Raw genomic sequence first — 23,353 nt, 5'->3', positions numbered from 1 at the left:
TCCCCAAGCCGTCCCCATCCAAGGGTAAACGTCCCATGAACCATACTCCCGACCCGCGCCACGGCGACGAGGACCCCGCCGCTCACGCGCCCGAGACGATCGCCGAGGGCATCGACGAGGAGATCGTCGAGTCCAACCGGCGCCTCTACGTCGGCTGGCAGTGGCTGCTGTTCGGCGCCCTGGCCATCATCTACGCCACCTTCCACCTGGTCTCCCTCAACGTCTACCCGATGGAGACCTGGTCGTTCCGCATCGTGCACATCGCCGGTGCGCTGATCCTCGGCTTCGCGCTCTACACCGGCACCCGCTTCGCCGGCGAGGGCAGCGTCAAGCAGTCGCCGGTCTGGCTCGGCTGGATCAGCTACGCGCTGCTGATACCCGCCGGCTATGCGCTCTTCCAGGTCTGGCGCATGAACCAGATGATCGCGGGCGGCGCCATGCGCATCGACCCGGCGCTCGAGGCCTGGCACTACGGCTATCCGCTGATCTTCGCCACCAGCGCCGCCATCCTGCTCTCCTGGACCTACCGCCAGGTGCGCGAGCGCCTCTCGCCCCCTGACCTGGTGCTGATGCTCTGCGCCATGGGCGTCGCGGGCTACCTGATCCTGATCTTCGGCACGCCGCTGCGTGCCTCCACCGGCACCTCCTTCGCCCCCATCGGCATCTCCTATGCGGCCCTGGCCGGCTCGCTGCTGATCCTCGAGCTGACCCGCCGCGTGGCCGGCATGGCACTGGTGGTGATCTCCGCGCTGTTCCTGGCCTATGTGTGGGCCGGTCCCTACCTGCCGGGCTTCCTGGGCTACCCGGGGCTGTCGTTCAACCGCTTTTTCAGCCAGCTCTACACCGACACCGGTATCCTGGGGCCGACCACCGCGGTCTCCTCGACCTACATCATCCTCTTCATCATCTTCGCGGCCTTCCTGCAGGCCTCCAAGGTGGGTGACTACTTCGTCAACTTCGCCTTCGCCGCGGCCGGCCGCGCCCGGGGCGGCCCCGCCAAGGTCTCCATCTTCGCCTCCGGCCTGATGGGCATGATCAACGGCACCAGCGCCGGCAACGTGGTCTCCACCGGCTCGCTGACCATCCCGCTGATGAAGAAGGTGGGCTATCCGGGCCGCAGCGCCGGCGCCATCGAGGCCGCCGCCTCCACCGGCGGGCAGATCATGCCGCCGATCATGGGCGCGGGTGCCTTCATCATGGCCGAGATCACCGGCATCCCCTACACCGAGATCGCCGTCGCGGCACTGATCCCCGCCATCCTCTACTTCCTCTCGGTCTACTGCATGGTGGACTTCGAGGCGGCCCGCAAGGGCATGCGCGGCATGCGCAAGGACGAGATCCCGCTGTTCTCGAAGCTGGTCAAGCAGGTCTACCTGTTCGCGCCGATCATCATCCTGATCGCCGCCCTCTTCATGGGCTACTCGGTGATCCGCGCCGGCACCCTGGCCACCGCCGCGGCCGCCGTGGTGAGCTGGATCTCCCCCAACAAGATGGGCATCCGCGAGATCCTCAAGGCGCTGCAGCTGGCCGGCACCATGTCGATCCAGATCATCGCCGTGTGCGCCTGTGCGGGCATCATCGTCGGCGTGATCTCGCTGACCGGCGTCGGCGCGCGTTTCTCCTCGCTGCTGCTGGGCCTGGCCGGGGTCAGCCAGCTGCTGGCGCTGATCTTCGCCATGCTGATCTCGATCCTGCTGGGCATGGGCATGCCGACCACGGCGGCCTATGCGGTGGCCGCCTCGGTGGTCGCCCCGGGCCTGATCAACATCGGCATCCAGCCGCTGGTGGCGCACTTCTTCGTGTTCTACTTCGCGGTGGTCTCGGCGATCACCCCGCCGGTGGCGCTGGCCTCCTACGCCGCGGCCGGCATCTCCGGCGACAACGCCATGGGCACCTCGGTGGCCTCCTTCAAGATCGGCCTGGCCGCCTTCATCGTGCCCTTCATGTTCTTCTACAGCCCGGCGATGCTGATGGAAGGCACCTGGCCGCAGATCCTGCGGGTCGGCATCACCGCCACCCTGGGCATCGTGCTGCTGGCGGGCGTGGTACAGGCCTGGTTCTTCGGGCCGGTGAAGCTGTGGCAGCGCCTGGTGATGTTCGTGGGCGCCATGTTCATGATCTATGGCGGCATCTACACGGATGTGGCCGGCCTCGCCATCGGCGCCGCGCTGTTCGTGATGCAGCGCAAGCTGCATGGCAGTGGCGCACCGCAGGCGGCCGAAAGCGGCTGACCCTGCTGCCGCCCTGCGGGGCGGCCTTCCGCCAACCCAGCCGGAAACGCAACGGGGCCCCGCCATGGCGGGGCCCCGTTGCGTTGGCAGCCGACGAGCCGAGGCTCAGCCGACGATATTGTCGAGGATCTTCAGGCTCGGCTCGGCCTGGTTCAGCGTGTAGAAATGCAGGCCAGGCGCACCGCCGTCGAGCAGGCGCTGGCAGAGGCGCGAGATCACCTCCTCGCCGAAGGCCGCGATGGAGGCGCTGTCGTCGCCGTAGGCCTCGAGCTGCTTGCGGATCCAGCGCGGGATCTCGGCGCCGCAGGCGTCGGAGAAGCGCGCCAGCTTGGCGTAGTTGGTGATCGGCATGATGCCCGGCACGATGGGGGCCTCGACCCCCAGCGCGCGGGCCCGCTCGACGAAGTGGAAATAGGCGTCGGCATTGAAGAAGTACTGGGTGATGGCGAGGTTCGCGCCGGCCTGCATCTTGCGGGCAAAGTTCGCCAGGTCCCGCTCCAGGCTCGGCGCCTGGGGATGAGACTCCGGGTAGGCGGCCACGGCGATCTCGAAGTGGTCGCCGGTCTCCTCGCGGATGAACTCCACCAGCTCGTTGGCATAGCGCAGCTCGCCGATGCCCCCCATGCCCGAGGGAAGGTCGCCACGCAGGGCCACCAGGCTGTCGATGCCCTCCTCGCGGTAGCGGGCCAAAAGCTCGCGCAGCGGCTGCTTCTCGCTGCCGATGCAGGAGAGGTGCGGCGCGGTGGAGATGCCGCTCTCGCGCACCTGGCGGACGGTCGTCAGGGTACGGTCCTGGGTGGAGCCACCGGCGCCGTAGGTGACCGAGAAGAAGCGCGGCCCGCGGGCGGCCAGGGCGTCGCGCACGCCAACCAGCTTCTCGCGCCCCGCCTCGGTGTTGGGGGGAAAGAACTCGAAGCTGATACCCAGCGGATGTTCCTGCGCGCTCATGGTGGCACCTCTGTGTTGTCGGTCGTGATTGGCCACCATTCTGACGAGGGCCGGCGCCGGCGACCAATGAAAGTTCCGGTGTGCCTGTATCAATTTCATTCATGTTGGGCCGCTGACAGCGACGTCATCGGCAGGCATGATGCGCTCTGACAGGGAGCCGATGACCGACAGGGAGACCCGATGACCGCCCTCGACCCCACCACGCTGATGGGCCCGCTCTGGACCCTGCTGGCCTACATCCTGCTGGGCTGGCTGGCCGCCCGCCGCCTCTCCGTGGACCCGCGCCCCATCGCGACCCTGCTCATCTACCTGGTGGCGCCGCTGACCTTCTTCCGCGGCCTGGTGCTGGGCGGCCCCACGCCCGGTTACCTGCTGCTGACCCTGGCCGCCTTCGCCACCGCCAGCCTGCTGGCGGTGGTCGTGCACCGCCTGACGCGCCGCGCCTTCGCCCCCCAGGAGAGCGCCCTGCTGGCCTTCTCGGCCGGCACCGGCAACACCGGCTACTTCGGCCTGCCGGTGGCCATGGTGCTGCTGCCCCCCGAGGGGGTGACCCTCTACCTCTTCTGCGTGCTGGGCATCACCCTCTACGAGTTCACCGTGGGCTTCTATCTCTCCGCGCGGGGGCAGTTCTCGGTGGCGGAGAGCCTGGCCAAGATCCTGCGGCTGCCGCTGGTCTACGCCTTCCTGGCGGCACTGCTGGTCAGCGGCCTCGGCCTTGCGGTACCGGCGGCGGCCATGGAGGGGCTGGCGGTCTTCCCGGCCACCTACACCCTGCTGGGGATGATGATCATCGGCATGACGCTGGGGCGGGTGAGCCTGCGGGAGGTGGACGGGCGCTTTATCGGGGCCTGCGTGGCGGTGCGCTGCGTGGCCTGGCCGCTGCTGGCGCTGGCCGCGGTGCTGGGGCTGCAGGCCCTGGTGCCGCTCTCCCGGGAGATGGCCATGGCGCTTTTGCTGCTGGGGGTGGTGCCCATGGCCGCCAACGTGGTGGTGGTGGCCATGGAGCTCGGCATCGCCCCGGCCAAGGGGGCGCTGGCCGTGCTGGCCACCACCCTGGCCGCGCCGCTGCTGATACCGCTCTACCTGACGCTGATGATGCGCCTGACCGGGCTGTGATTACGTCACCCTCAGCCAGACACCGGAAGAGGCGCCAGGGACAAGCCGAAGAGGAGGTCCTCCGCCAGGGATGGCATCGGTAGCGTACAGGGAGGTATTCACAGCGCCTCCGGAAGGCCGGCCCCGCTCGCAGGCTTGTCGCTGGATAAGCCTCGAACGATGGATCATGGCGTGATAGACCCAGGCATCAGTAGCGATAACTGTCGGGCTTGTAGGGGCCCTCGGCCGGCACGCCGCTGTAGGTCTCCTGGGCCGGGGTCAGGCGGGTGATCACCCCGCCGAAGCCCTCCACCATGTAGCGGGCCACCTCCTCGTCCAGGTGGCGCGGCAGCACCGTGACCGCCAGCGCCTCGGGCTTCTCCTCCTCGGGCAGGTCGGCGAAGCGTCCCTGGTAGAGGTGCATCTGCGCCAGCACCTGGTTGGCGAAGGAGCCATCCATTACCCGAGACGGGTGGCCGGTGGCGTTGCCCAGGTTCACCAGCCGCCCCTCGGCGAGCAGGATCAGGTAGTCGCGGCTCTCGGGATCGAAATCCCCCGGCGTGCTGTCGCGGTAGACCTTGTGCACCTGGGGCTTGACCTCCTCCCAGTGCCACTGGCGGCGCATGAAGGCGGTATCGATCTCGCTGTCGAAGTGGCCGATGTTGCACACCACCGCTCCCGGCTTGAGCGCCTCGAGCATGGCGGCATCGCAGGCGTCGATGTTGCCGGTAGCGGTGACCACCAGGTCGATGCGGCCGAGCAGCGCCCGGTCGATGCTCTCGCGACCGCGGTTGATGCCCTCCCGGTAGGGCGAGACCACCTCGAAGCCGTCCATGCAGGCCTGCATGGCGCAGATGGGGTCGACCTCCGCCACCTTGACGATCATTCCCTCCTGACGCAGCGAGGCCGCCGAGCCCTTGCCCACGTCGCCGTAGCCCACCACCAGCGCCTGCTTGCCGGCCAGCAGGTGGTCGGTGCCGCGCTTGATGGCGTCACTGAGCGAGTGGCGACAGCCGTACTTGTTGTCGTTCTTCGACTTGGTGACGGCGTCGTTGACGTTGATGGCCGGCACCCGCAGCAGGCCGTCGCGCAGCATCTCCTCGAGCCGATGCACCCCGGTGGTGGTCTCCTCGCTGATGCCGTGGATGGCGTCGAGCCGCTCGGGATACTTGTCGTGGAGCAGGGCGGTGAGGTCGCCGCCGTCATCCAGCACCAGGTTGGGGGTCCAGCCGTCGGGACCCGCCACGGTCTGCTCGATGCACCACCAGAACTCCGTCTCCGTCTCCCCCTTCCAGGCAAACACCGGGATGCCGGCGGCGGCGATGGCCGCGGCGGCGTGGTCCTGGGTGGAGAAGATGTTGCACGACGACCAGCGCACGCTGGCCCCCAGATCGATGAGGGTCTCGATCAGCACCGCGGTCTGGATGGTCATGTGGATGCAGCCGGCGATGCGCGCCCCCGCCAGCGGCTGGGCATCGCGATACTTGACGCGGATCGCCATCAGCGCCGGCATCTCGGTCTCGGCGATGCGGATTTCGCGACGCCCCCATGCGGCCAGGGCGAGGTCGGCCACCCTGAAGTCCTGGCGGGCGGGCGTGGTCAAGGCAGGCTGGTTCATGGATCACCTCTTCGCAGGGAATGGGGTGATCTTCACTATAGCCATAACGACGACGCCCGGCGCAGGCCGGGCGTCAGAGGGGGGCGAAGCGCGTCGCCGGGCTCAGAGGCCGGCGGCCTGCCGCAGGGCGCTGGCGCGGTCGGTCTTCTCCCAGGGGAAGGCGGTGAAGGTCTCGGTGTGCTCCTGGCCCTGGGGGTCGGTCCAGGTGTAGGAGGTCTCGAAGGGCTCGCGACCGAAGTGGCCGTAGGCCGCGGTGAGCTGGTACATGGGATGCAGCAGGTCGAGCATGCGGGTGATGGCATGGGGGCGCAGGTCGAAGTGCTCGCGCACCAGCTCGATGATCCGCTCGTCATCCACCTTGCCGGTGCCGAAGGTGTTGACCGAGACCGAGGTGGGCTCGGCCACGCCGATGGCGTAGGAGACCTGGATCTCGCACTTGTCGGCCAGGCCCGCGGCGACGATGTTCTTGGCCACGTAGCGGCCGGCATAGGCGGCGCTGCGGTCCACCTTGGAGGGATCCTTGCCGGAGAAGGCACCGCCGCCGTGGCGCGCCATGCCGCCATAGGTGTCGACGATGATCTTGCGCCCGGTCAGGCCGCAGTCGCCCACGGGGCCGCCGATCACGAACTTGCCGGTGGGGTTGATGTGGTAGCGGGTGTGCTCGGAGAGCCACTCGGCGGGGATCACCTGCTCGATGATCTCGCGCTTGACCATCTTGCGCAGCTCCTCCTGGTCGATGCCCGGATCGTGCTGGGTGGAGAGCACCACGGCGTCCACGGCGCAGGGCTTGCCCTGGTCGTCATAGCGGAAGGTGACCTGGCTCTTGGCGTCGGGGCGCAGCCAGGGCAGCAGGCCGTGCTTGCGCAGCTCGGCCTGGCGCTCCACCAGGCGATGAGCGTAGTGGATCGGCGCCGGCATGAAGGAGTCGGTCTCGTTGGTGGCGTAGCCGAACATCAGCCCCTGGTCGCCGGCGCCCTGATCCTCGGGCTTGCTGCGGTCGACCCCCTGGGCGATGTCCAGGCTCTGCTTGCCGATCAGGTTGAGCACGCCGCAGGTCTCGCCGTCGAACCCCACGTCCGAGGAGGTGTAGCCGATGCCGGTGATCACCTCGCGCACGATCGCCTCGAGGTCGACCCAGGCCGAGGTGCTGATCTCGCCGGCGACGATGGCCACGCCGGTCTTGACCAGCGTCTCGCAGGCCACCCGAGCCTGCTTGTCGCGGGCGATGATGGCGTCGAGCACCGCGTCGGAGATCTGGTCCGCGATCTTGTCGGGATGACCCTCGGAGACGGATTCGGAGGTAAACAGGGAGTATTCGCTCATGGCGTCCTCGACCGAGTGTGAAGCAGTCTTTAGGGGGCAAGAGTCTACACGCTGGGGCCTGGCGGGGCATCCACGATTTGATGCCGGGCGTCAAGTCGGCGACAATATGACACCGAATTCCATCGCGCCGCACGCGTCCCGCGGCGACTCACCCAGCCAGACTGCATGCCCCGCTGTCCGCCGGCGGTGGCCACTACCCTTATTCTGCCGCAGGCGAGGAGCTCTCCAATGCCGTCACGATTCGAACTGGCCAACGCCATTCGCGCTCTCTCCATGGATGCCGTCCAGAAGGCCAAGTCCGGCCACCCCGGCGCGCCCATGGGCATGGCCGACATCGCCGAGGTGCTGTGGAACGACTACCTCAAGCACAACCCGGAAGACCCCAAGTGGGCCGATCGTGACCGCTTCGTGCTCTCCAACGGCCACGGCTCCATGCTGCTCTACTCGCTGCTGCACCTGACCGGCTACGAGCTGAGCCTCGAGGAGCTGCAGAGCTTCCGCCAGCTTCACGCCAAGACCGCCGGCCACCCGGAGTTCGGCTATGCGCCAGGCGTCGAGACCACCACCGGCCCCCTGGGCCAGGGCCTGGCCAACGCCGTGGGCATGGCCATCGCCGAGAAGACCCTGGCCGCCCAGTTCAACCGCCCGGGCCACACCATCGTCGACCATACCACCTGGTGCTTCCTCGGCGACGGCTGCCTGATGGAGGGGATCTCCCACGAGGTGTGCTCCCTGGCCGGCACCCAGAAGCTCGGCAAGCTGATCGCCTTCTATGACGACAACGGCATCTCCATCGACGGCGAGGTCGAGGGCTGGTTCACCGACGACACCGCCAAGCGCTTCGAGGCCTACGGCTGGCACGTGGTGCCCAACGTCGACGGCCACAAGCCCGAGGAGATCAAGGCCGCCATCGAGCTGGCGAAGAGCCACGACGACCGGCCGAGCCTGATCATCTGCAAGACCATCATCGGCTTCGGCTCCCCCAACAAGCAGGGCAAGGAGGAGTGCCACGGCGCCCCGCTGGGCGAGGAGGAGGTGGCCCTGGCCCGCAAGCAGCTCGACTGGCCCCACGCCCCCTTCCATATCCCCGAGTCGATCTACCAGGGGTGGGACGCTCGCGAGCCGGGCCGCGCCGCCCAGAGCGAGTGGCAGGCGCGCTTCGAGCGCTACCGCGCCGAGCATCCTGAGCTGGCCCGGGAGTTCCTGCGCCGCATGCAGTGCAAGCTGCCCGCCGAGCTCAAGAGCGAGGCGCTGATCGAGCAGGCCCAGCAGAAGGGCGAGACCATCGCCAGCCGCAAGGCCTCCTTCAACTGCCTCAACGAGCTGGGCCCGCAACTGCCCGAGCTGCTCGGCGGCAGCGCCGACCTGGCCCCCTCCAACCTGACCTTCTGGGACGGTGCGAAGGCGATCACCCCGGAGACCCCGGACGGCAACTACCTGCACTACGGGGTGCGCGAGTTCGGCATGGGCGCCATCATGAACGGCATCGTGCTGCACGGCGGCTTCATCCCCTACGGCGCCACCTTCCTGATCTTCATGGAGTACATGCGCAACGCCGTGCGCATGGCCGCACTGATGGGCAAGCGCGCCATCTACGTCTTCACCCACGACTCCATCGGCCTCGGCGAGGACGGCCCGACCCACCAGCCCATCGAGCAGCTGACCAGCCTGCGCTCCACGCCGAACCTCTCGACCTGGCGCCCCTGCGACGCCGCCGAGACCGCCGCGGCCTGGGATGCCGCCCTCAAGCGCAACTCCGGCCCCACCGCCCTGGTGCTGTCGCGCCAGAACCTGCCCCACCAGGCGCGCACCAAGCAGCAGCTGGCCAACATCCAGCGCGGCGGCTACGTCCTCAAGGACTGCGAGGGCACCCCGGAGCTGATCCTGATCGCCACCGGCTCTGAGGTCGGCCTGGCCATGGACGCCGCCGCCGAGCTGGCGGCCCAGGGCCGCGCCGTGCGCGTGGTCTCCATGCCCTCCACCTACCGCTTCAACGGCCAGGAGGCCGAGTACCGCGAGAGCGTGCTGCCCAGGGCGGTGACCAAGCGCCTCGCCATCGAGGCGGGCCACCGCGACTACTGGCACAAGTACGTGGGCCTGGAGGGGCGCATCATCGGCATGAGCACCTACGGCGAATCCGCCCCGGCCGGCGATCTCTTCAAGCACTTCGGCTTCACCGTCGAGAACGTGGTCAAGCAGGCGAGCGAGCTGCTCGAGGGCTGAGCGTCGCGAGGTACGCAACATCAAGGGCACGGCCGAGAGGCCGTGCCCTTTTTCATGCCCGTGGGGTCGAGACGGCGCTCAGGCGACGGTGACGGTCGGATCCAGGTAGACGTCCTGGATGGCGTGCAGCAGGGCCACGCCCTCGCCCATGGGCTTCTGGAAGGCCTTGCGCCCGGAGATCAGCCCCATGCCACCGGCGCGCTTGTTGATCACCGCGGTGCGCACCGCCTCGGCCAGGTCGGAGGCCCCCTTGGAGCCGCCGCCGGAGTTGATCAGCCCGGCGCGCCCCATGTAGCAGTTGGCCACCTGGTAGCGGGCCAGGTCGATGGGGTGATCCGTGGTCAGGGCGTCGTAGACCCGGTCGTGGGTGTGGCCGAAGCCGACGGCCCGGTAGCCGCCGTTGGTCTCGGGCAGCTTCTGCTTGACGATGTCGGCCTTGAGGGTGGCCGCCAGGTGGTTGGCCTGGCCGGTGAGGTCCGCCGCCACGTGGTAGTCGGTGCCCTCGAGCTTGAAGGCCGGATTGCGCAGGTAGGCCCACAGCACCGTGACCATGCCCAGCTCATGAGCCCGGGCGAAGGCCTCGCTGATCTCCATGATCTGGCGGCGGCTCTCGTGGGAGCCGAAGTAGATGGTCGCCCCCACCGCCACGCAGCCCATGTCGAAGGCCTGCTCGACCTGGGCGAACAGCGTCTGATCAAAGATCGCCGGATGGCTCAGGGTCTCGTTGTGGTTGAGCTTGAGCATCATCGGGATGCGGTGGGCGTAGCGCCGCGCCACCGAGGCCAGCACGCCCAGCGTCGAGGCCACGCCGTTGCAGCCCCCCTCGATGGCCAGCTCGACGATATTGGCCGGATCGAAGTAGGCGGGGTTGGGCGCAAAGGAGGCCCCGGCGGAGTGCTCGATGCCCTGGTCCACCGGCAGCAGGCTGAGGTAGCCGGTGCCCGCCAGGCGGCCGTGGTCGAACAGCGCCTGCAGGTTGCGCATCACCGCGGGGCCGCGGTCGCTGTCGGCCACCACCCGGCCGACGAAGTCGGGCCCCGGCAGATAGAGGCTCTCCCGGGGGATGCCCCGGCACTGGTGGGTCAGCAGGGACTCGGCCTCGTCGCCGAGCCAGTTGGCGATATCGGTCATGGCGTTCCTCTCCTTGGTCGGGTTGACGTCGCTCTTCCCAGCGTAGTGGATGACCGTACCCACCGTGGGTCGGGCCTTGCAACCTGTCGCCAGCAGAGGACAAGGGCCCCGCGGTTAGCGACCGCTCCCCGCCGGCGCCTCGGCCGCAGGCGCGACGGCGGGGCGCGGCCGGCACACCGCTAGCGTGCTAACATGCCCGACCTCTGCCGTTGCCACACTCGAGGATCATCGATGGCCGTTATGCGCGGTTTTCTCTGGCTGCTGGGCTTCCTGCTGCTCGGCGATGTGCTGGTCACCCTCGCCGGCCTGCCGGTCTCCGCAGGGGTGGCCGGCATGCTGCTGCTCACCGCCTGGCTGATGCTGCGCGGCACGGTATCGAGCGATATCGCCGCCGCCGCCCGGCCGCTGATCGGCGTGCTGGCCATGCTGATCATGCCCGGGGTCGTCGGCGTCTTCTTCATCCTCGACACCCTCGGCGGGCAGTGGGCGGCGATCCTCGGCGCCCTGGTGGGGGGCACCCTGCTCAGCGTCTTCACCACCCTGTGGCTGATGCGCCGGCTGATGGGCAGGGAGGGCCTCGACCATGAGTGAGCTCCTCGACCACCTGCTGGCCACCCCGCTGCTGGCCATCGCCCTGACCCTTGCCGCCTACTTCGCCGGCGACCGGCTGTTCCGCCTGGTCGGCGCGCCGAGCTGGTGCCCGCCGATCCTGGTGGCCGCCCTGCTGCTGGCCGGCGTGCTGGCGCTGGCCGGCATCGACTACGCCGACTACCGGGAGGGCGCCGGCTGGCTGATGCTGCTGCTGGGCCCGGCCACCGTGGCGCTGGGGCTGCCCCTCTATCAGCAGATGGGCCATATCCGCGACCTGTGGCGCCCGCTGCTGGTCTGCCTGCCGGTGGCCGCCGGCATGGCCGCGCTCTACGCGGTGGCCATCGCCTGGCTGCTGGGGGCCTCGCCGGAGGTGCTCGCCTCGCTGGCGCCGAAGTCGGTCACCGCGCCCATCGCCATCGGGATCACCGAGCAGCTCGGCGGCTCGGTGGCGCTGATGATGGGCGGCCTGCTGCTCACCGGCGTGGTGGCCATCGCCGGGGTGGAGCTGCTCTCGCGCTGGCTGGGCATCCGCGACGAGCGCCTGCTCGGGCTCGCCCTGGGCATCAACGGCCATGCGCTGGGCACGGTGCGCGCCTTCGAGATCGGATCCACCGCCGGCGCCTTCGCCTCCCTGGGCATGAGCCTCACCGGCATCCTCACCGCCCTGCTGCTGCCGCTGGCCTGGCGGCTGCCGGGACTCGTCGGCTGAAGTGCGCTAGAATCGCGGCCTTGATTTCCTTCGCCACCCTCGCGACCAGGAGCCCCTGCCACCGCCATGGCCCACCGCATCGCCATCAACGGTTACGGCCGCATCGGCCAGTGCGTGCTGCGCGCTCTGATTGAGCAACAGAGAGCCGAGCCGCAGGGGGGCCGGCCGGCGCTGGAGATCGTCGCCATCAACGAGCTCTCCGACCTCGCCACCATCGCCTACCTGACCCGCTACGACACCACCCACGGCCGCTTCCCCGCGGCGGTGGCGCAGGGTGACGCGGGGCTGGTCATCGACGGGCGCGCGATCCGGGTGCTCAGCGAGCCCGACCCCGACCGCCTGCCCTGGCGGGAGCTCGGCATCGACCTGGTGCTGGAGTGCTCCGGCAGCTTCAAGGACCGCGCCACCGCCGAACGCCACCTGGCCGCCGGCGCCGGCCGCCTGCTCTTCTCGCAGCCGGCGGAGAGCGACGTGGATGCCACCATCGTCACCGGCATCAACGACCATGAGCTCGCCCCCGGGCAGCGCATCGTCTCCGCGGCCTCCTGCACCACCAACTGCCTGGTACCGGTGCTCACGGTGCTCGACGAGGCGCTGGGCATCGCCCATGGCGTCACCACCACCATTCATTCGGCGATGAACGACCAGCCGGTGATCGACGCCTACCACCAGACCGACCTGCGCCTGACCCGCTCGGCGATGCACTCCATCGTGCCGGTGGACACCGGCCTGGCGCTGGGCATCAACCGCCTGATGCCCCACCTGGCCGGGCGCTTCGAGTGCCTCCATGTGCGGGTGCCGACCATCAACGTCTCCGCCATGGATCTCGCCATCACGGTGAACCGCGACACCAGCGCCGCCGAGGTCAACGCCCTGCTCGCCGAGGCGAGCCGCGGGCGCCTGGCCGGGCTGCTCGGCTACACCGAGGAGCCGGTGGCCTCGGTCGACTTCAACCACGATCCGCGCTCCGGTATCGTGGACGCCACCCAGACCCGGGTGGCCGGCGGCCGCCTGATCAAGCTGCTGTGCTGGTTCGACAACGAGTGGGGCTTCGCCAATCGCATGCTCGACGTCGGCCGGCGCCTGGCCGCGATGCCCCTCGAGACCCCCTGACCCCTTCCGGTTTCCAGATGAGGACCACGCCCCGATGAACGTGCGCAAGATGACCGACCTCGACCTCAGTGGCCAGCGCGTGCTGATCCGCGAGGACCTGAACGTGCCCGTCAAGCACGGCAAGGTGACCAGCGATGCCCGCCTGCGCGCCGCCCTGCCCACCATCCAGACCGCCCGGGATGCCGGCGCCAAGGTGATGCTGATGAGCCACCTGGGCCGCCCCACCGAGGGCGAGCCCGCCGAGGAGTTCTCCCTGGCGCCGGTGGCCGAGCACCTGGGCGAGCTGCTGGGCCGCCCGGTCACCCTGATCAGCGACTATCTGGACGCCGCCCTGGACCTGGCCGATGGCGAGGTGGTGCTGCTCGAGAACGTGCGCTTCAACAGTGGCGAGAAGAAGGACGACGAGACCCTCGCCCAGCAGTATGCCGCCCTGTGCGACATCTTCGTGATGGACGCCTTCGGCACCGCCCACCGCGCCCAGGCCTCCACCCACGGGGTGGCGCGCTTCGCCCCGCTGGCCTGCGCGGGCCCGCTGTTGGCCGCCGAGCTCGACGCCCTGCAGAAGGCGCTGGCCACCCCGGCGCGCCCCATGACCGCCATCGTCGGCGGCTCCAAGGTCTCCACCAAGCTCGACGTGCTCAACGCCCTCTCCGAGAAGTGCGACCAGCTGATCGTCGGCGGCGGCATCGCCAACACCTTCATCGCCGCGGCGGGCCACAACGTCGGCAAGTCGCTGCATGAGGCCGACCTGATCGACCAGGCGAAGGCCCTGATGGCGAAGGTCGAGATTCCGCTGCCCACCGACGTGGTGGTAGCCACCGAGTTCTCCGAGTCCGCCACCGCCACCGTCAAGCCGGTGGACCAGGTCGCGGATGACGAGATGATCCTCGACATCGGCCCCGAGACCGCCGCACGCCTGGCCGCCATGCTCAAGGACGCCGGCACCATCCTCTGGAACGGCCCGGTGGGCGTGTTCGAGATCGACCAGTTCGGCCGCGGCACCGAGGTGATCTCGCGGGCCATCGCCGAGAGCCCGGCCTTCTCCATCGCCGGCGGCGGCGACACCCTGGCCGCCATCGACAAGTACGGCATCGCCGAGCGGGTCTCCTACATCTCCACCGGCGGCGGCGCCTTCCTCGAGTACGTGGAGGGCAAGACCCTGCCGGCGGTGGCCGCCCTCGAGGCAGCCGCCGAGCGGGCCTGATAGACTCCAGGCACTCATTACCCCCATCTCCCCCACGACCGACTCGCGGCGCCGCCAGGCGCCGCGACCACGCAAAAGGTGACCCCATGGCACTGATCAGCATGCGCCAGATGCTGGACCACGCCGCCGAGTACGGCTACGGCGTTCCGGCCTTCAACGTCAACAACCTCGAGCAGATGCGCGCCATCATGGAAGCGGCCGACCGCACCGACTCGCCGGTGATCGTCCAGGCCTCCGCCGGTGCCCGCAAGTACGCCGGCGCCCCCTTCCTGCGCCACCTGATCCTGGCCGCGGTGGAGGAGTTCCCGCATATCCCGGTGTGCATGCACCAGGACCACGGCACCAGCCCCGCGGTGTGCCAGCGCTCCATCCAGCTCGGCTTCTCCTCGGTGATGATGGACGGCTCGCTGGGCGAGGACGGCAAGACCCCGATGGACTATGACTACAACGTCGACGTCACCCGCCGCACCGTGGAGATGGCCCACGCCTGTGGCGTCTCCGTGGAGGGCGAGCTGGGCTGCCTGGGCTCTCTGGAAACCGGCATGGCCGGCGAGGAAGACGGCATCGGCGCCGAGGGCAAGCTGGAGATGGAGCAGCTGCTCACCGACCCGGAGGAGGCCGCCGACTTCGTCAAGGCCACCGGCGTGGACGCCCTGGCCATCGCCATCGGCACCAGCCACGGCGCCTACAAGTTCACCAAGCCGCCCACCGGCGACACCCTCTCCATCCAGCGCATCAAGGAGATCCACGCCCGCATCCCCGACACCCACCTGGTGATGCACGGCTCCTCCTCGGTGCCCCAGGAGTGGCTCGAGGTGATCAACCGCTTCGGCGGCGAGATCCCCGAGACCTACGGCGTGCCGGTCGAGGAGATCGTCGAGGGCATCCGGCACGGCGTGCGCAAGGTCAACATCGACACCGACCTGCGCCTGGCCTCCACCGGGGCGGTGCGCCGCTTCCTGGCCGAGCACCCCAGCGAGTTCGACCCGCGCAAGTTCCTCAAGGAGACCGTCTCCGCCATGCGCGACATCTGCATCGCCCGCTACGAGGCCTTCGGCACCGCCGGCCACGCCTCGAAGATCAAGCCGATCAGCCTCGAGGCCATGGTCGCCCGCTACGAGAGCGGCGAGCTGGCGCCCAAGGTGAAGTAGGGCACCGACGCCTGCCCGTCAGGCAGGCGACAGCAGGGGCGGCCCAGGGGCCGCCCCTTGCCGTCTCCGTACCCACCAACGACGCCGCCCCCGGCCAGGGCCGGGGGCGGCAGCGAGGAAGCAGCTTCCTCGGAGGTGGGTGGCAAGGCGATTACCAGGTGGACTCCTCGTCGTCCTCGTCAGGGGTCTCCCACTCCTGCTCCTCCTCTTCTTCCTCTTCGTCGAAGGTCCACTCCTCTTCCTCCTCCTCGTACTCGGTGTCGTACTCGGAGGCCTCGAAGTCGGTGCTCTCGAAGGTGTCGTCGGCACCGGCGCTGCCGTAGTTCTCATCGGGAGCCGGCTCCTCGTGCGGCACCGGATCCTGCGGCTCCTCGTCGTGGAAGTCGGCGAAGGCCAGCGGGCTGGCGGCCAGGCCGAAGGTGATACCGACGATACCGAGTTTCTTGAGGAATTCCTTGGACATCATGTTCGCGCCTCCTATGGGGTCTGAACTTGAGTTTTCCTTTGAGGAAGCCTGTGGCCTCCATCCTTGGGGAAGCCTGTGGCCTCCATGTCGACGGGCCGGATGGTGCGTGGCGCCGTCGTTTCCTGCTCACCCTGAACGGTGCAGGCGGCAGGCCAACACTCGGCCAACTCTCGAAAAATACATTAAATATCAATAGATTGAGAAAAATTTCAGCGTGCCGACTGAGTGCCACGCCCCTCGCCGGGCATGGTGAAATCTGGCACATGGGGCCCGCCGACACAGCCGGGCGACACCTTTCGGGAGGCCCCGGAGGCCGCCAACGGAAACACTGTTCACAAAGTCGTGAAACTGGGCTTTAATATAAGGGTGATCACGCCCTGTACGCTCCGCGAGGTTAGGTGATGGCCGGCCCCCTCTGTCTGCTCTTCGATTGCGACGGCACCCTGGTCGACAGCGAGCCGCTGCTCGCCGACGAGATGGCCACCGCGCTCAACGCCGTGGGCCTGCCCTTCCAGCCCAACGACTACATCGGCGAATTCCGCGGGGCCCGCTTCCGCCGCATCGTCGCCGCCCTGGAGTACCGCCACGGCAGCGTCGACCCCGCGGTGCTGGAGCCCCTGGAGGCCACCATGCGGGCCAACCTCAACCAGCGGCTGGCCACCGAGCTTACCCCCATCGATGGCGCCCCCGACGCCCTGGCCGCCCTCCACGCCTACCCCATGGGCGTGGTCTCCAACGGGCCGGTGAACAAGATCCGTACCTCCCTGCAGGCCACCGGCCTTGCCGACCTGTTCGGCGAACGGCTGTTCAGTGCCTACGAGGCCAACTGCTGGAAGCCAGACCCCGGCCTCTACCGCCACGCGGCCAGCCAGATGGGCTATGTCCCGGGGCAGTGCCTGGCCATCGAGGACTCGGTAGTGGGCGTGCGTGCCGCCCTGGAGGCGGGCATGATCGTGGTTCACCTCAACCGCTACCCGGATGTGGAAGAGACCCCGGAGGGCGCCATCATGATCACCAGCATGTTCCAGCTGCCCACCGTGGTGGCCAGGCTTGCCCTGGAGGCCGCCGCCTCGCGCCGCAGCGCCAGCCGCTGAGGCCGCTCCCCACCGAGCGTCCCACATGCAGGCAGCGCCCGCGGGCGCTATCATCGCCCTGCACATGCCCAGCCACCGCCACCCACCCGCCAGGGAGCCTTGTCATGCCCTCACTCCAGGACCAGCTGCGCGGCCTCGTCTACTCCACCGAACATGGCGAGCTCTGCCCCGACTGCCGCCAGCCGGTGGCCGAGTGCCGCTGCGCCGAACTCGCCGAGCAGGCCCGCCTGGCCGAACTCGACGGCATCGTGCGCATCCGTCGCGAGACCAGCGGCCGCAAGGGCAAGGGGGTCACCACGATCGCCGGCGTGCCGCTGCCCGAGGCGGAGCTCAAGGCCCTGGCCAAGCAGCTCAAGAAGGTGTGCGGCACCGGCGGCGCCGTGAAGGAGGGGGTGATCGAGATCCAGGGCGATCACCGCGAGCGCCTCAAGGTGGAGCTTCAGGCGCGCGGCTATACCGTCAAGCTGGCCGGCGGCTGAGCGGCGTCAGGCGCCGCCTCCGCAGAGGCCGCACAGCGCCGCCAGGGACGCCTCCACCGGCGCCTCCAGCTTGAGGGCGTAGAGGTCATCGGCGCGGGTGCGGCCGAGGTTGAAGCAGGCGATCGGCTTGCCCTCCCGGGCCGCCGCGCGGGCGAAGCGGAAGCCGGAGAAAACCATCAGCGAGCTGCCCACCACCAGCAGGGCATCGCTCTCCGCCAGCAGGGCGAAGGCCCGCTCCACGCTCTCCCGGGGCACGCTGTCGCCGAAGAACACCACGTCGGGCTTCCAGATGCCGCGCCCGCAGCGGGAGCAGCCGGGCACCCGGAAGTCGGAGAAGTCCGCCTCCAGGTCGGCGTCCCCATCGGGTGCCGCCCGGGCCGCCACCTCGGCCCAGCCAGGATTGAGCCGCGCCAGCTCGGCGTGCAGGTCGTGGCGCATGCGGTTGGCGCCGCAGCCCATGCAGCGCACCCGGTCGGCGCGGCCGTGCAGATCGATGACCCGCCGGGAGCCGGCACGCTGGTGCAGGCCGTCGACGTTCTGGGTGATCACCCCGCTGACCCGCCCCATGGCCTCCAGCTCGGCCAGCCGCCGATGGGCCGGATTGGGGCGCGCCGTGCCGAGCACCCGAAAGCCAGCCAGGGCCCGCGCCCAGTAGCGCTGGCGCGCCGCATGGCTGCCCATGAACTGCTGATGCTGCATGGGCGGTGAGCGCTTCCAGGCGCCGGCGGCATCCCGATAGTCGGGAATTCCGCTGGCGGTGCTGACGCCGGCACCGGTCAGCACCGCCAGGCGCGGATGGCGCAGGACAAAGTCGCCGAGTGCCCGCTGGGCCTCGCTGCCGAGCGTCATGCCCTGGATGGCTGTCGTCATACCGCGCTCTCCCCGGGGTGTCGTTGATGCCGAGTGCCGAAAGAGCATGGCCCCGAAGGGCAGAGGTTGTCTAGAATGGGCCCGACACTCCGCCTCTCCCTGACTGATGGGCAAGGAACCCCGATGGCCTGGCTGGAATACCTGCTTCCCCTGATCTTCCTGTTCCCCCTTGCCGCGCTGGCGGTGATCGTGGTGGCGCTGCGCAACCTCCACGACGCCCGGGTACGCTCCCCCTTCGACGCCCACCCGCTGCGCGAGCCCGGCCAGGGCCTGCGCGACCGCCTGGACCGCGCCTTCGCCGGTCTCTTCCTCAACGGCGCCCTGGGCCCGATCGCCACCCTGGCACCGCTGGTCTACGGCATGGGCCGCATGCTCTTCGCCAGCGAGCAGGACTGGGTCGAGTGGTCCCTCTACGGGGTGCTCAGCACCCTGCTGGTGCTGCTCTTCTGCTTCCTGCTGATGCGCGACTTCCAGCGCATCCGGCGTCTCAAGCTGGGCCTGGCCTGCGAGCTGGCGGTGGGCCAGGAGCTCGAGCGGCTGATCCGCCCCGAGGCCCACCCCTACTATGTGTTCCACGACGTGCCGGCCAAGGGCACCCGCATCGACCATGTGGTGGTCACGCCCTGCGGCGTCTTCGTGGTGGAGACCCGGGCCCGCACCCGCCCCTTCACCCCCTCCGGCAAGGAGATCAATCTGGTCACGGTGGAGCCGCAGCGTCTGCGCTTCCCCGGCTGGAGCGAGCATGCCCCGCTGGAGAAGACCCGGGAGCTGACCCTGTGGCTCGGCCACTGGCTCTCCGAGCTCACCGGCCGCACGGTCCCGGTGATGGGCGTGCTGACCCTGCCCGGCTGGGAGGTGGACGCCCGCCAGGGCCCCGAGGACCTGCTGGTGGTCAGCGGCGAGCGCCTCGCCGATCAGCTCGGTGAGCTCTGCCCCGGCGACTTCGATACCGAGACCCATGACGCGGTGATCGGCGTGCTGCTGGAGCGCGCCGCTCGCCTCGAGCGCCTGCCCGAGCGAGGCTGAGCCGCCCCGGGGCTCAGTCGCCCCTGAGCCGGCCGCCCATCTCCTGTGCCAGATCCACTGCATAGTGATCGGTCATGCCGCCGATGAAATCGAGCATGCGCCGATAGCTGTCGTAGAGCGACCAGGAGGGGCGCGGGGTATTCTCGCCGATCAGCGCCAGCACCCGCTGGTGCTTGAAGGTGGAGTGGCCGGTATGGTGCAGCTCATGGGCCGCGCCGATGAAGGCTTCCAGCAGGATGCCCAGGGTCGTGTAGGCACCGATCTCCAGCTTGGCCTTGCGCTCGTTCTGGAAGATGCGCTCCCGGGCCAGCTGCTTGGCCGAGGCCACGCCCCAACCCAGGTCCGGGTGGCAGAGCTCCAGCAGGTCCTGGCGCAGGCGCCCGCCCAGCAACTCCCCCTCGTGCTGCACGAAGACCGCTCCCACGTCGTTCACCGCGCGCTCCATGGCCGCCCCGCGCAGGGCGGCGATGCGCCGGCGCTGGGAGACCCCGAGGCGCTGCATGGCGGCGTAGTCGTCGGGGGCGCCGCCGGCGATCTGGATCAGGATTTCCGCCACCTCCTCATAGCGCAGGATGCCCATCTCCAGGCCATCCTCCAGGTCGAGCAGCGCATAGCAGATGTCGTCGGCGGCCTCCACCAGCCAGGCCAGTGGATGGCGACACCAGCGCCCCGCTCCCTGGGGCAGCAGGCCCAGCCGCTCGGTCACCTCGACCAGCAGCTCCCGCTCGCTCTGGTAGCAGCCGAACTTGCCGGCCGCCCCGCCGTGTTCCACCGTCCAGGGGTACTTGAGCATGGTGCCGAGCGTCGCCGTGGTCAGCCGCATGCCGCCGCGGAACTGGTTGTACTCGACCTGGGTGACGATGCGAAAGCCCTGGGCGTTGCCCTCGTAGGTGAGCAGGTCCTGGCGCTCCAGGGGCGAGAGCCCCTCCAGCAGGCCGCTGCCGTCGCTCTCGGCGCGCTTGAACCAGTCGCGGATGGCGTACTCGCCGGCGTGACCGAAGGGGGGGTTGCCGATGTCGTGGCCCAGGCAGGCGGCCTGGACGATCACGCCGAGGTCCGCCGGGGTGATCCAGGCCGGCAGCCGGCCGCTGAGCCGCTCGCCGGCGATCATCCCCAGCGAGCGCCCCACGCAGCCCACCTCCAGGGAGTGGGTCAGGCGGGTGTGGATATGGTCGTTGTCGGTGAGGGGGTGCACCTGGGTCTTGCGCCCCAGGCGCCGGAAGGAGCCGGCGAAGACGATGCGGTCATGGTCCTTGTGGAAGGGGCTGCGGCCGATCTCGTCGCGGGCGCCGCCGGCGCGCGCATCGTGCAGGCGGCTCGGGTCCAGCAGCCGCTCCCAGCTCATCTGCGTCATGGGCGTTCTCTCCTTGAGAACCCCATTCTGGCAGCCCCGGCCGCCGCCGCCCAGCCCCTACTCCCCGTCGGCCAGCGCCGGCAGCAATACCTTCAATTTTCGGGTCAGGGTGTTGCGCCCCCAGCCCAGCAGCTCCGCGGCCTCCCCCTTGCGCCCGCCGGTGTGGCGCAGGGCGGTCTCGATCAGGATCTTCTCGAAGTCCGGCACCGCCTCTTCCAGCAGGTGGGTATGCCCCGCCGCCAGGGCCCGGTCGGCCCAGTCCCGGAAGGCGGTGCGCCAGTCGCCGCTGGGGACGCTGCTACCGTCCTCGTGGCGCAGCTCCGGGGGCAGGTCCTCCACCAGGATCTCGCGCCCGGAGGCCATCACCGTCAGCCAGCGGCAGGTGTTCTCCAGCTGGCGCACGTTGCCCGGCCAGGGCAGACGGGTCAGGTGGCTCTCGGCCTCGGGGGTGAGCACCTTGACGTCGGTGGAGAGCTCCTTGGCGGCCTCGGCCAGGAAGTGACGGGCCAGCCGCGGGATATCCTCGCGACGCTCGGCCAGCTTCGGCAGGTGCACGCGGATCACGTTGAGGCGGTGGAAGAGGTCCTCGCGGAAGCGCCCATCCTCCACCAGGCTTTCGAGGTTCTGGTGGGTGGCGGCGATGATGCGCACGTCCACCTTCACCGGCGTGTGGCCGCCGACCCGGTAGAACTCGCCGTCGGCCAGCACCCGCAGCAGGCGGGTCTGGGTCTCGGCGGGCATATCGCCGATCTCGTCCAGGAAGAGGGTGCCGCCGTCGGCCTGCTCGAAGCGGCCCTGGCGCTGGGCGGCCGCGCCGGTGAAGGCGCCCTTCTCGTGGCCGAACAGCTCGGACTCGATCAGGTCCTTGGGGATTGCCGCCATGTTCAGGGCGATGAAGGGCTTGCCGGCCCGCGGGCTGTGCTGGTGCAGCGCCCGGGCCACCCGCTCCTTGCCGGTCCCCGACTCGCCGTTGATCAGCACGGTGATGTGCGAGTGTGACAGCCGGCCGATGGCGCGGAATACCTCCTGCATGGCCGGCGCCTCGCCGATGATCTCGGCATCCAGCCCCTCGGGCACGATGACCGGGCGCTGGCGCTCCCGGGCGTGGGCCACGGCACGGCGCACCAGGGCCAGCGCCTCATCGACATCGAAGGGCTTGGGCAGGTACTCGAAGGCCCCGCCCTGATAGGAGGCCACCGCGCTGTCCAGGTCGGAGTGGGCGGTCATCACGATCACCGGCAGGTCCGGGTGGGCCTCGCGCACCCGGGCCATCAGGTCCAGGCCATCGATGCCGGGCATGCGGATGTCGGTGACCAGCACGTCGGGCGGATTGTCGAGCAGGCGCTGCAGGGCGGTGTCCGCGCGCTCGATGCACTCAACGTCGAGGTCGGGTTGGGCGAGGGCGCGTTCGAGCACCCAGCGGATGGCGCGGTCGTCATCGACGACCACCACGCGAGCGGCGTCAGTCATGGCGCTTCTCCAGGGGAATCAGCAGTCGGAATTCGGTCTGGCCTGGCTCGGAATCACATTCGATCAGGCCCTGGTGCTGGTGCAGGATCGCCTGGGCGATGGAGAGCCCCAGGCCGCTGCCCTCGGCGCGGCCGGAGACCATGGGATAGAAGAGCGTCTCGCGCAGCGCCTCGGGAACGCCGGGACCGTTGTCGATGATCGCCACCTCGCACACCAGGCGGTGGCGCTCGGCGCCGAGGGTGAACTGGCGGCGCGCCCGGGTGCGCAGCACCAGCCGCGGCTCGGGCGTCCCCGACTCGGTCATCGCCTCCACGGCATTGCGGGCCACGTTGAGCACCGCCTGGATCATCTGGGCCTCGTCGCCGGCCAGGTCGGGCAAGCTGGGGTCGTAGTCGCGCTCGACCCGCACCTGAGGGTGCTCGACGCTCAGCAGCGAGCGCACCCGCTCCAGCACCTTGTGGATATTGAGCGGCTCGTGGCGGGTCACCCGGTTGGGGCCCAGCATGGAGTCCACCAGATCGCGCAGCCGATCGACCTCCTCGACGATGATCCGGGTGAACTCCTTCAGGTCCGGGTCGTCGAGGTCGCGCTCCAGCAGCTGGGCCGCCCCGCGGATGCCGCCCAGGGGGTTCTTCACCTCGTGGGCCAGGCCTCGGGTCAGCACCTTGATGGTCTCCTGGCGGGTCAGCAGCGCCTCCTCCCGGGAGATGCGCATCAGCCGGTCGCGGGGCTCGATCTCCAGCAGCAGCTCCTCCCGGGAAAGCGGCGTGACCGTGTAGTCCACCGTCAGCGCCTCGCCGCCCAGCATGGTCAGGCGCGCCTCGCGCTGGGTGAAGGGGTGAAATTCGTCCCGGGCCTTGCCCAGTACCGCGCCGAGCCCATCGTCGCTCTCCATCAGGGCGCACAGCGCCACACCCTGCACCCGGCTGAGGCTGTTCGCCAGCAGCGCCTCGGCGGCAGGGTTCATCCATCGCAGCCTCAGCTCGCCGTCCAGCAGGACCACGGCGGTGGTGAGGTGCTCCATCAAGCGTTGATACATCGAAGGGGCCATATCGAATCCAGGGTAGACACCAAGCGATTGCAAGAAGCGCGCCAGACTCGCAAGGCCCACCGCCAGGGGCTCCGCGGCGGCGGATCGCCACCTTGTCGCACCAAAATAGTGCAGAAAAGGAACGACTGCACGGCGCGACGGACGATGCCGGTGCACCGAGTGCCCCGCAAGGGCTCAGCGGGAGGTGCCGCGCTCCTCATGACGGC

At 69.4% G+C, this 23,353-nt stretch carries 20 protein-coding genes; 11 read left to right on the top strand and 9 right to left on the bottom strand.

What is annotated here, in order from left to right; genetic code table 11:
* Nucleotides 1–35 precede the first annotated feature (35 nt).
* Nucleotides 36–2,231: a TRAP transporter permease gene (locus tag D1793_RS06260; RefSeq protein ID WP_119021389.1), complete on the top strand. Its 2,196-nt coding sequence runs from the start codon at nt 36–38 to the stop codon at nt 2,229–2,231.
* Between the two features lie 105 nt (nt 2,232–2,336).
* On the opposite strand, the gene metF is transcribed toward D1793_RS06260, so the two are convergent.
* On the bottom strand, nt 2,337–3,179 hold the full coding sequence (gene metF / locus D1793_RS06255) for a methylenetetrahydrofolate reductase [NAD(P)H] (RefSeq protein WP_119021388.1): 843 nt from the start codon (nt 3,177–3,179) through the stop codon (nt 2,337–2,339).
* A 180-nt stretch (nt 3,180–3,359) separates the two neighbouring features.
* On the opposite strand from metF, the gene D1793_RS06250 reads away from it, so the two are divergent.
* Nucleotides 3,360–4,295, top strand: coding sequence for an AEC family transporter (locus D1793_RS06250; RefSeq protein ID WP_119021387.1), 936 nt, complete (start codon nt 3,360–3,362; stop codon nt 4,293–4,295).
* 187 nt (nt 4,296–4,482) lie between these two features.
* Here the strand turns inward: D1793_RS06250 and ahcY are convergent, their stop codons facing one another.
* The gene (gene ahcY / locus D1793_RS06245; protein WP_119021386.1) at nt 4,483–5,892 is read right to left on the bottom strand and encodes an adenosylhomocysteinase; all 1,410 of its coding nucleotides are present in this window, start codon (nt 5,890–5,892) and stop codon (nt 4,483–4,485) included.
* A 102-nt stretch (nt 5,893–5,994) separates the two neighbouring features.
* Nucleotides 5,995–7,215: a methionine adenosyltransferase gene (gene metK / locus D1793_RS06240; RefSeq protein WP_119021385.1), complete on the bottom strand. Its 1,221-nt coding sequence runs from the start codon at nt 7,213–7,215 to the stop codon at nt 5,995–5,997.
* Between the two features lie 228 nt (nt 7,216–7,443).
* Between metK and tkt the strand changes: the two genes are divergently transcribed.
* Nucleotides 7,444–9,438 carry a transketolase gene (tkt, locus tag D1793_RS06235; protein ID WP_119021384.1) on the top strand — a complete coding sequence of 665 codons (1,995 nt, stop codon included), beginning with the start codon at nt 7,444–7,446 and terminating at the stop codon, nt 9,436–9,438.
* A 78-nt stretch (nt 9,439–9,516) separates the two neighbouring features.
* On the opposite strand, the gene D1793_RS06230 is transcribed toward tkt, so the two are convergent.
* On the bottom strand, nt 9,517–10,569 hold the full coding sequence (locus tag D1793_RS06230) for a class I fructose-bisphosphate aldolase (RefSeq protein ID WP_119021383.1): 1,053 nt from the start codon (nt 10,567–10,569) through the stop codon (nt 9,517–9,519).
* A gap of 231 nt (nt 10,570–10,800) precedes the next feature.
* On the opposite strand from D1793_RS06230, the gene D1793_RS06225 reads away from it, so the two are divergent.
* From D1793_RS06225 to fba, 5 genes are all read left to right on the top strand, one after another.
* Entirely contained in the window at nt 10,801–11,160 is a 360-nt protein-coding gene (locus D1793_RS06225; protein WP_119021382.1) for a CidA/LrgA family protein, read from the top strand.
* Nucleotides 11,153–11,869 carry an LrgB family protein gene (locus D1793_RS06220; protein ID WP_119021381.1) on the top strand — a complete coding sequence of 239 codons (717 nt, stop codon included), beginning with the start codon at nt 11,153–11,155 and terminating at the stop codon, nt 11,867–11,869. The genes D1793_RS06225 and D1793_RS06220 overlap by 8 nt, the downstream gene beginning before the upstream one ends.
* A 66-nt stretch (nt 11,870–11,935) precedes the next feature.
* Nucleotides 11,936–12,982 carry a glyceraldehyde 3-phosphate dehydrogenase NAD-binding domain-containing protein gene (locus tag D1793_RS06215; RefSeq protein WP_119021380.1) on the top strand — a complete coding sequence of 349 codons (1,047 nt, stop codon included), beginning with the start codon at nt 11,936–11,938 and terminating at the stop codon, nt 12,980–12,982.
* 34 nt (nt 12,983–13,016) lie between these two features.
* Nucleotides 13,017–14,186 (top strand): phosphoglycerate kinase, encoded by a 1,170-nt coding sequence (locus D1793_RS06210; protein ID WP_119021379.1) that lies wholly within the window; start codon nt 13,017–13,019, stop codon nt 14,184–14,186.
* A gap of 86 nt (nt 14,187–14,272) precedes the next feature.
* Entirely contained in the window at nt 14,273–15,337 is a 1,065-nt protein-coding gene (gene fba, locus D1793_RS06205; protein WP_119021378.1) for a class II fructose-bisphosphate aldolase, read from the top strand.
* Nucleotides 15,338–15,488: 151 nt separating this feature from the next.
* On the opposite strand, the gene D1793_RS06200 is transcribed toward fba, so the two are convergent.
* Entirely contained in the window at nt 15,489–15,803 is a 315-nt protein-coding gene (locus tag D1793_RS06200) for a hypothetical protein (protein ID WP_119021377.1), read from the bottom strand.
* A gap of 401 nt (nt 15,804–16,204) precedes the next feature.
* Here D1793_RS06200 and D1793_RS06195 point away from each other — a divergent pair, with 401 nt between their 5' ends.
* A complete protein-coding gene (locus D1793_RS06195; protein WP_119021376.1) occupies nt 16,205–16,897 on the top strand; it encodes an HAD-IA family hydrolase in 693 nt (230 codons plus the stop codon).
* 104 nt (nt 16,898–17,001) lie between these two features.
* The gene (locus D1793_RS06190) at nt 17,002–17,376 is read left to right on the top strand and encodes a translation initiation factor Sui1 (RefSeq protein ID WP_119021375.1); all 375 of its coding nucleotides are present in this window, start codon (nt 17,002–17,004) and stop codon (nt 17,374–17,376) included.
* A 6-nt stretch (nt 17,377–17,382) separates the two neighbouring features.
* On the opposite strand, the gene D1793_RS06185 is transcribed toward D1793_RS06190, so the two are convergent.
* The gene (locus D1793_RS06185; protein ID WP_240407789.1) at nt 17,383–18,246 is read right to left on the bottom strand and encodes an NAD-dependent protein deacetylase; all 864 of its coding nucleotides are present in this window, start codon (nt 18,244–18,246) and stop codon (nt 17,383–17,385) included.
* Between the two features lie 123 nt (nt 18,247–18,369).
* On the opposite strand from D1793_RS06185, the gene D1793_RS06180 reads away from it, so the two are divergent.
* Nucleotides 18,370–19,272 (top strand): nuclease-related domain-containing protein, encoded by a 903-nt coding sequence (locus D1793_RS06180; protein ID WP_119021374.1) that lies wholly within the window; start codon nt 18,370–18,372, stop codon nt 19,270–19,272.
* Nucleotides 19,273–19,285: 13 nt separating this feature from the next.
* On the opposite strand, the gene D1793_RS06175 is transcribed toward D1793_RS06180, so the two are convergent.
* The 3 genes from D1793_RS06175 to glnL are packed head-to-tail and all read right to left on the bottom strand — an operon-like array spanning nt 19,286 to nt 23,135.
* Nucleotides 19,286–20,626: a deoxyguanosinetriphosphate triphosphohydrolase gene (locus D1793_RS06175; protein ID WP_119021373.1), complete on the bottom strand. Its 1,341-nt coding sequence runs from the start codon at nt 20,624–20,626 to the stop codon at nt 19,286–19,288.
* Nucleotides 20,627–20,683: 57 nt separating this feature from the next.
* Complete coding sequence (gene ntrC / locus D1793_RS06170) at nt 20,684–22,096, bottom strand: nitrogen regulation protein NR(I) (RefSeq protein ID WP_119021372.1); 1,413 nt, start codon at nt 22,094–22,096, stop codon at nt 20,684–20,686.
* On the bottom strand, nt 22,089–23,135 hold the full coding sequence (gene glnL / locus D1793_RS06165; RefSeq protein ID WP_119023602.1) for a nitrogen regulation protein NR(II): 1,047 nt from the start codon (nt 23,133–23,135) through the stop codon (nt 22,089–22,091). The genes ntrC and glnL overlap by 8 nt, the downstream gene beginning before the upstream one ends.
* Nucleotides 23,136–23,353: the final 218 nt, after the last annotated feature.

The organism is Halomonas sp. JS92-SW72 (genome assembly GCF_003547075.1).
Taxonomy (GTDB): domain Bacteria; phylum Pseudomonadota; class Gammaproteobacteria; order Pseudomonadales; family Halomonadaceae; genus Halomonas; species Halomonas alkalicola.
This window is presented reverse-complemented; position numbering and strand designations above follow the sequence as displayed.

What these genes read in the sequence shown, in the direction of transcription:
- D1793_RS06260 (WP_119021389.1), top strand. Translation starts at nt 36, where the DNA reads ATGAACCATACTCCCGACCCGCGCCACGGCGACGAGGACCCCGCCGCT.
- metF (WP_119021388.1), bottom strand. Translation starts at nt 3,179, where the DNA reads ATGAGCGCGCAGGAACATCCGCTGGGTATCAGCTTCGAGTTCTTTCCC.
- D1793_RS06250 (WP_119021387.1), top strand. Translation starts at nt 3,360, where the DNA reads ATGACCGCCCTCGACCCCACCACGCTGATGGGCCCGCTCTGGACCCTG.
- ahcY (WP_119021386.1), bottom strand. Translation starts at nt 5,892, where the DNA reads ATGAACCAGCCTGCCTTGACCACGCCCGCCCGCCAGGACTTCAGGGTG.
- metK (WP_119021385.1), bottom strand. Translation starts at nt 7,215, where the DNA reads ATGAGCGAATACTCCCTGTTTACCTCCGAATCCGTCTCCGAGGGTCAT.
- tkt (WP_119021384.1), top strand. Translation starts at nt 7,444, where the DNA reads ATGCCGTCACGATTCGAACTGGCCAACGCCATTCGCGCTCTCTCCATG.
- D1793_RS06230 (WP_119021383.1), bottom strand. Translation starts at nt 10,569, where the DNA reads ATGACCGATATCGCCAACTGGCTCGGCGACGAGGCCGAGTCCCTGCTG.
- D1793_RS06225 (WP_119021382.1), top strand. Translation starts at nt 10,801, where the DNA reads ATGGCCGTTATGCGCGGTTTTCTCTGGCTGCTGGGCTTCCTGCTGCTC.
- D1793_RS06220 (WP_119021381.1), top strand. Translation starts at nt 11,153, where the DNA reads ATGAGTGAGCTCCTCGACCACCTGCTGGCCACCCCGCTGCTGGCCATC.
- D1793_RS06215 (WP_119021380.1), top strand. Translation starts at nt 11,936, where the DNA reads ATGGCCCACCGCATCGCCATCAACGGTTACGGCCGCATCGGCCAGTGC.
- D1793_RS06210 (WP_119021379.1), top strand. Translation starts at nt 13,017, where the DNA reads ATGAACGTGCGCAAGATGACCGACCTCGACCTCAGTGGCCAGCGCGTG.
- fba (WP_119021378.1), top strand. Translation starts at nt 14,273, where the DNA reads ATGGCACTGATCAGCATGCGCCAGATGCTGGACCACGCCGCCGAGTAC.
- D1793_RS06200 (WP_119021377.1), bottom strand. Translation starts at nt 15,803, where the DNA reads ATGATGTCCAAGGAATTCCTCAAGAAACTCGGTATCGTCGGTATCACC.
- D1793_RS06195 (WP_119021376.1), top strand. Translation starts at nt 16,205, where the DNA reads ATGGCCGGCCCCCTCTGTCTGCTCTTCGATTGCGACGGCACCCTGGTC.
- D1793_RS06190 (WP_119021375.1), top strand. Translation starts at nt 17,002, where the DNA reads ATGCCCTCACTCCAGGACCAGCTGCGCGGCCTCGTCTACTCCACCGAA.
- D1793_RS06185 (WP_240407789.1), bottom strand. Translation starts at nt 18,246, where the DNA reads ATGACGACAGCCATCCAGGGCATGACGCTCGGCAGCGAGGCCCAGCGG.
- D1793_RS06180 (WP_119021374.1), top strand. Translation starts at nt 18,370, where the DNA reads ATGGCCTGGCTGGAATACCTGCTTCCCCTGATCTTCCTGTTCCCCCTT.
- D1793_RS06175 (WP_119021373.1), bottom strand. Translation starts at nt 20,626, where the DNA reads ATGACGCAGATGAGCTGGGAGCGGCTGCTGGACCCGAGCCGCCTGCAC.
- ntrC (WP_119021372.1), bottom strand. Translation starts at nt 22,096, where the DNA reads ATGACTGACGCCGCTCGCGTGGTGGTCGTCGATGACGACCGCGCCATC.
- glnL (WP_119023602.1), bottom strand. Translation starts at nt 23,135, where the DNA reads ATGTATCAACGCTTGATGGAGCACCTCACCACCGCCGTGGTCCTGCTG.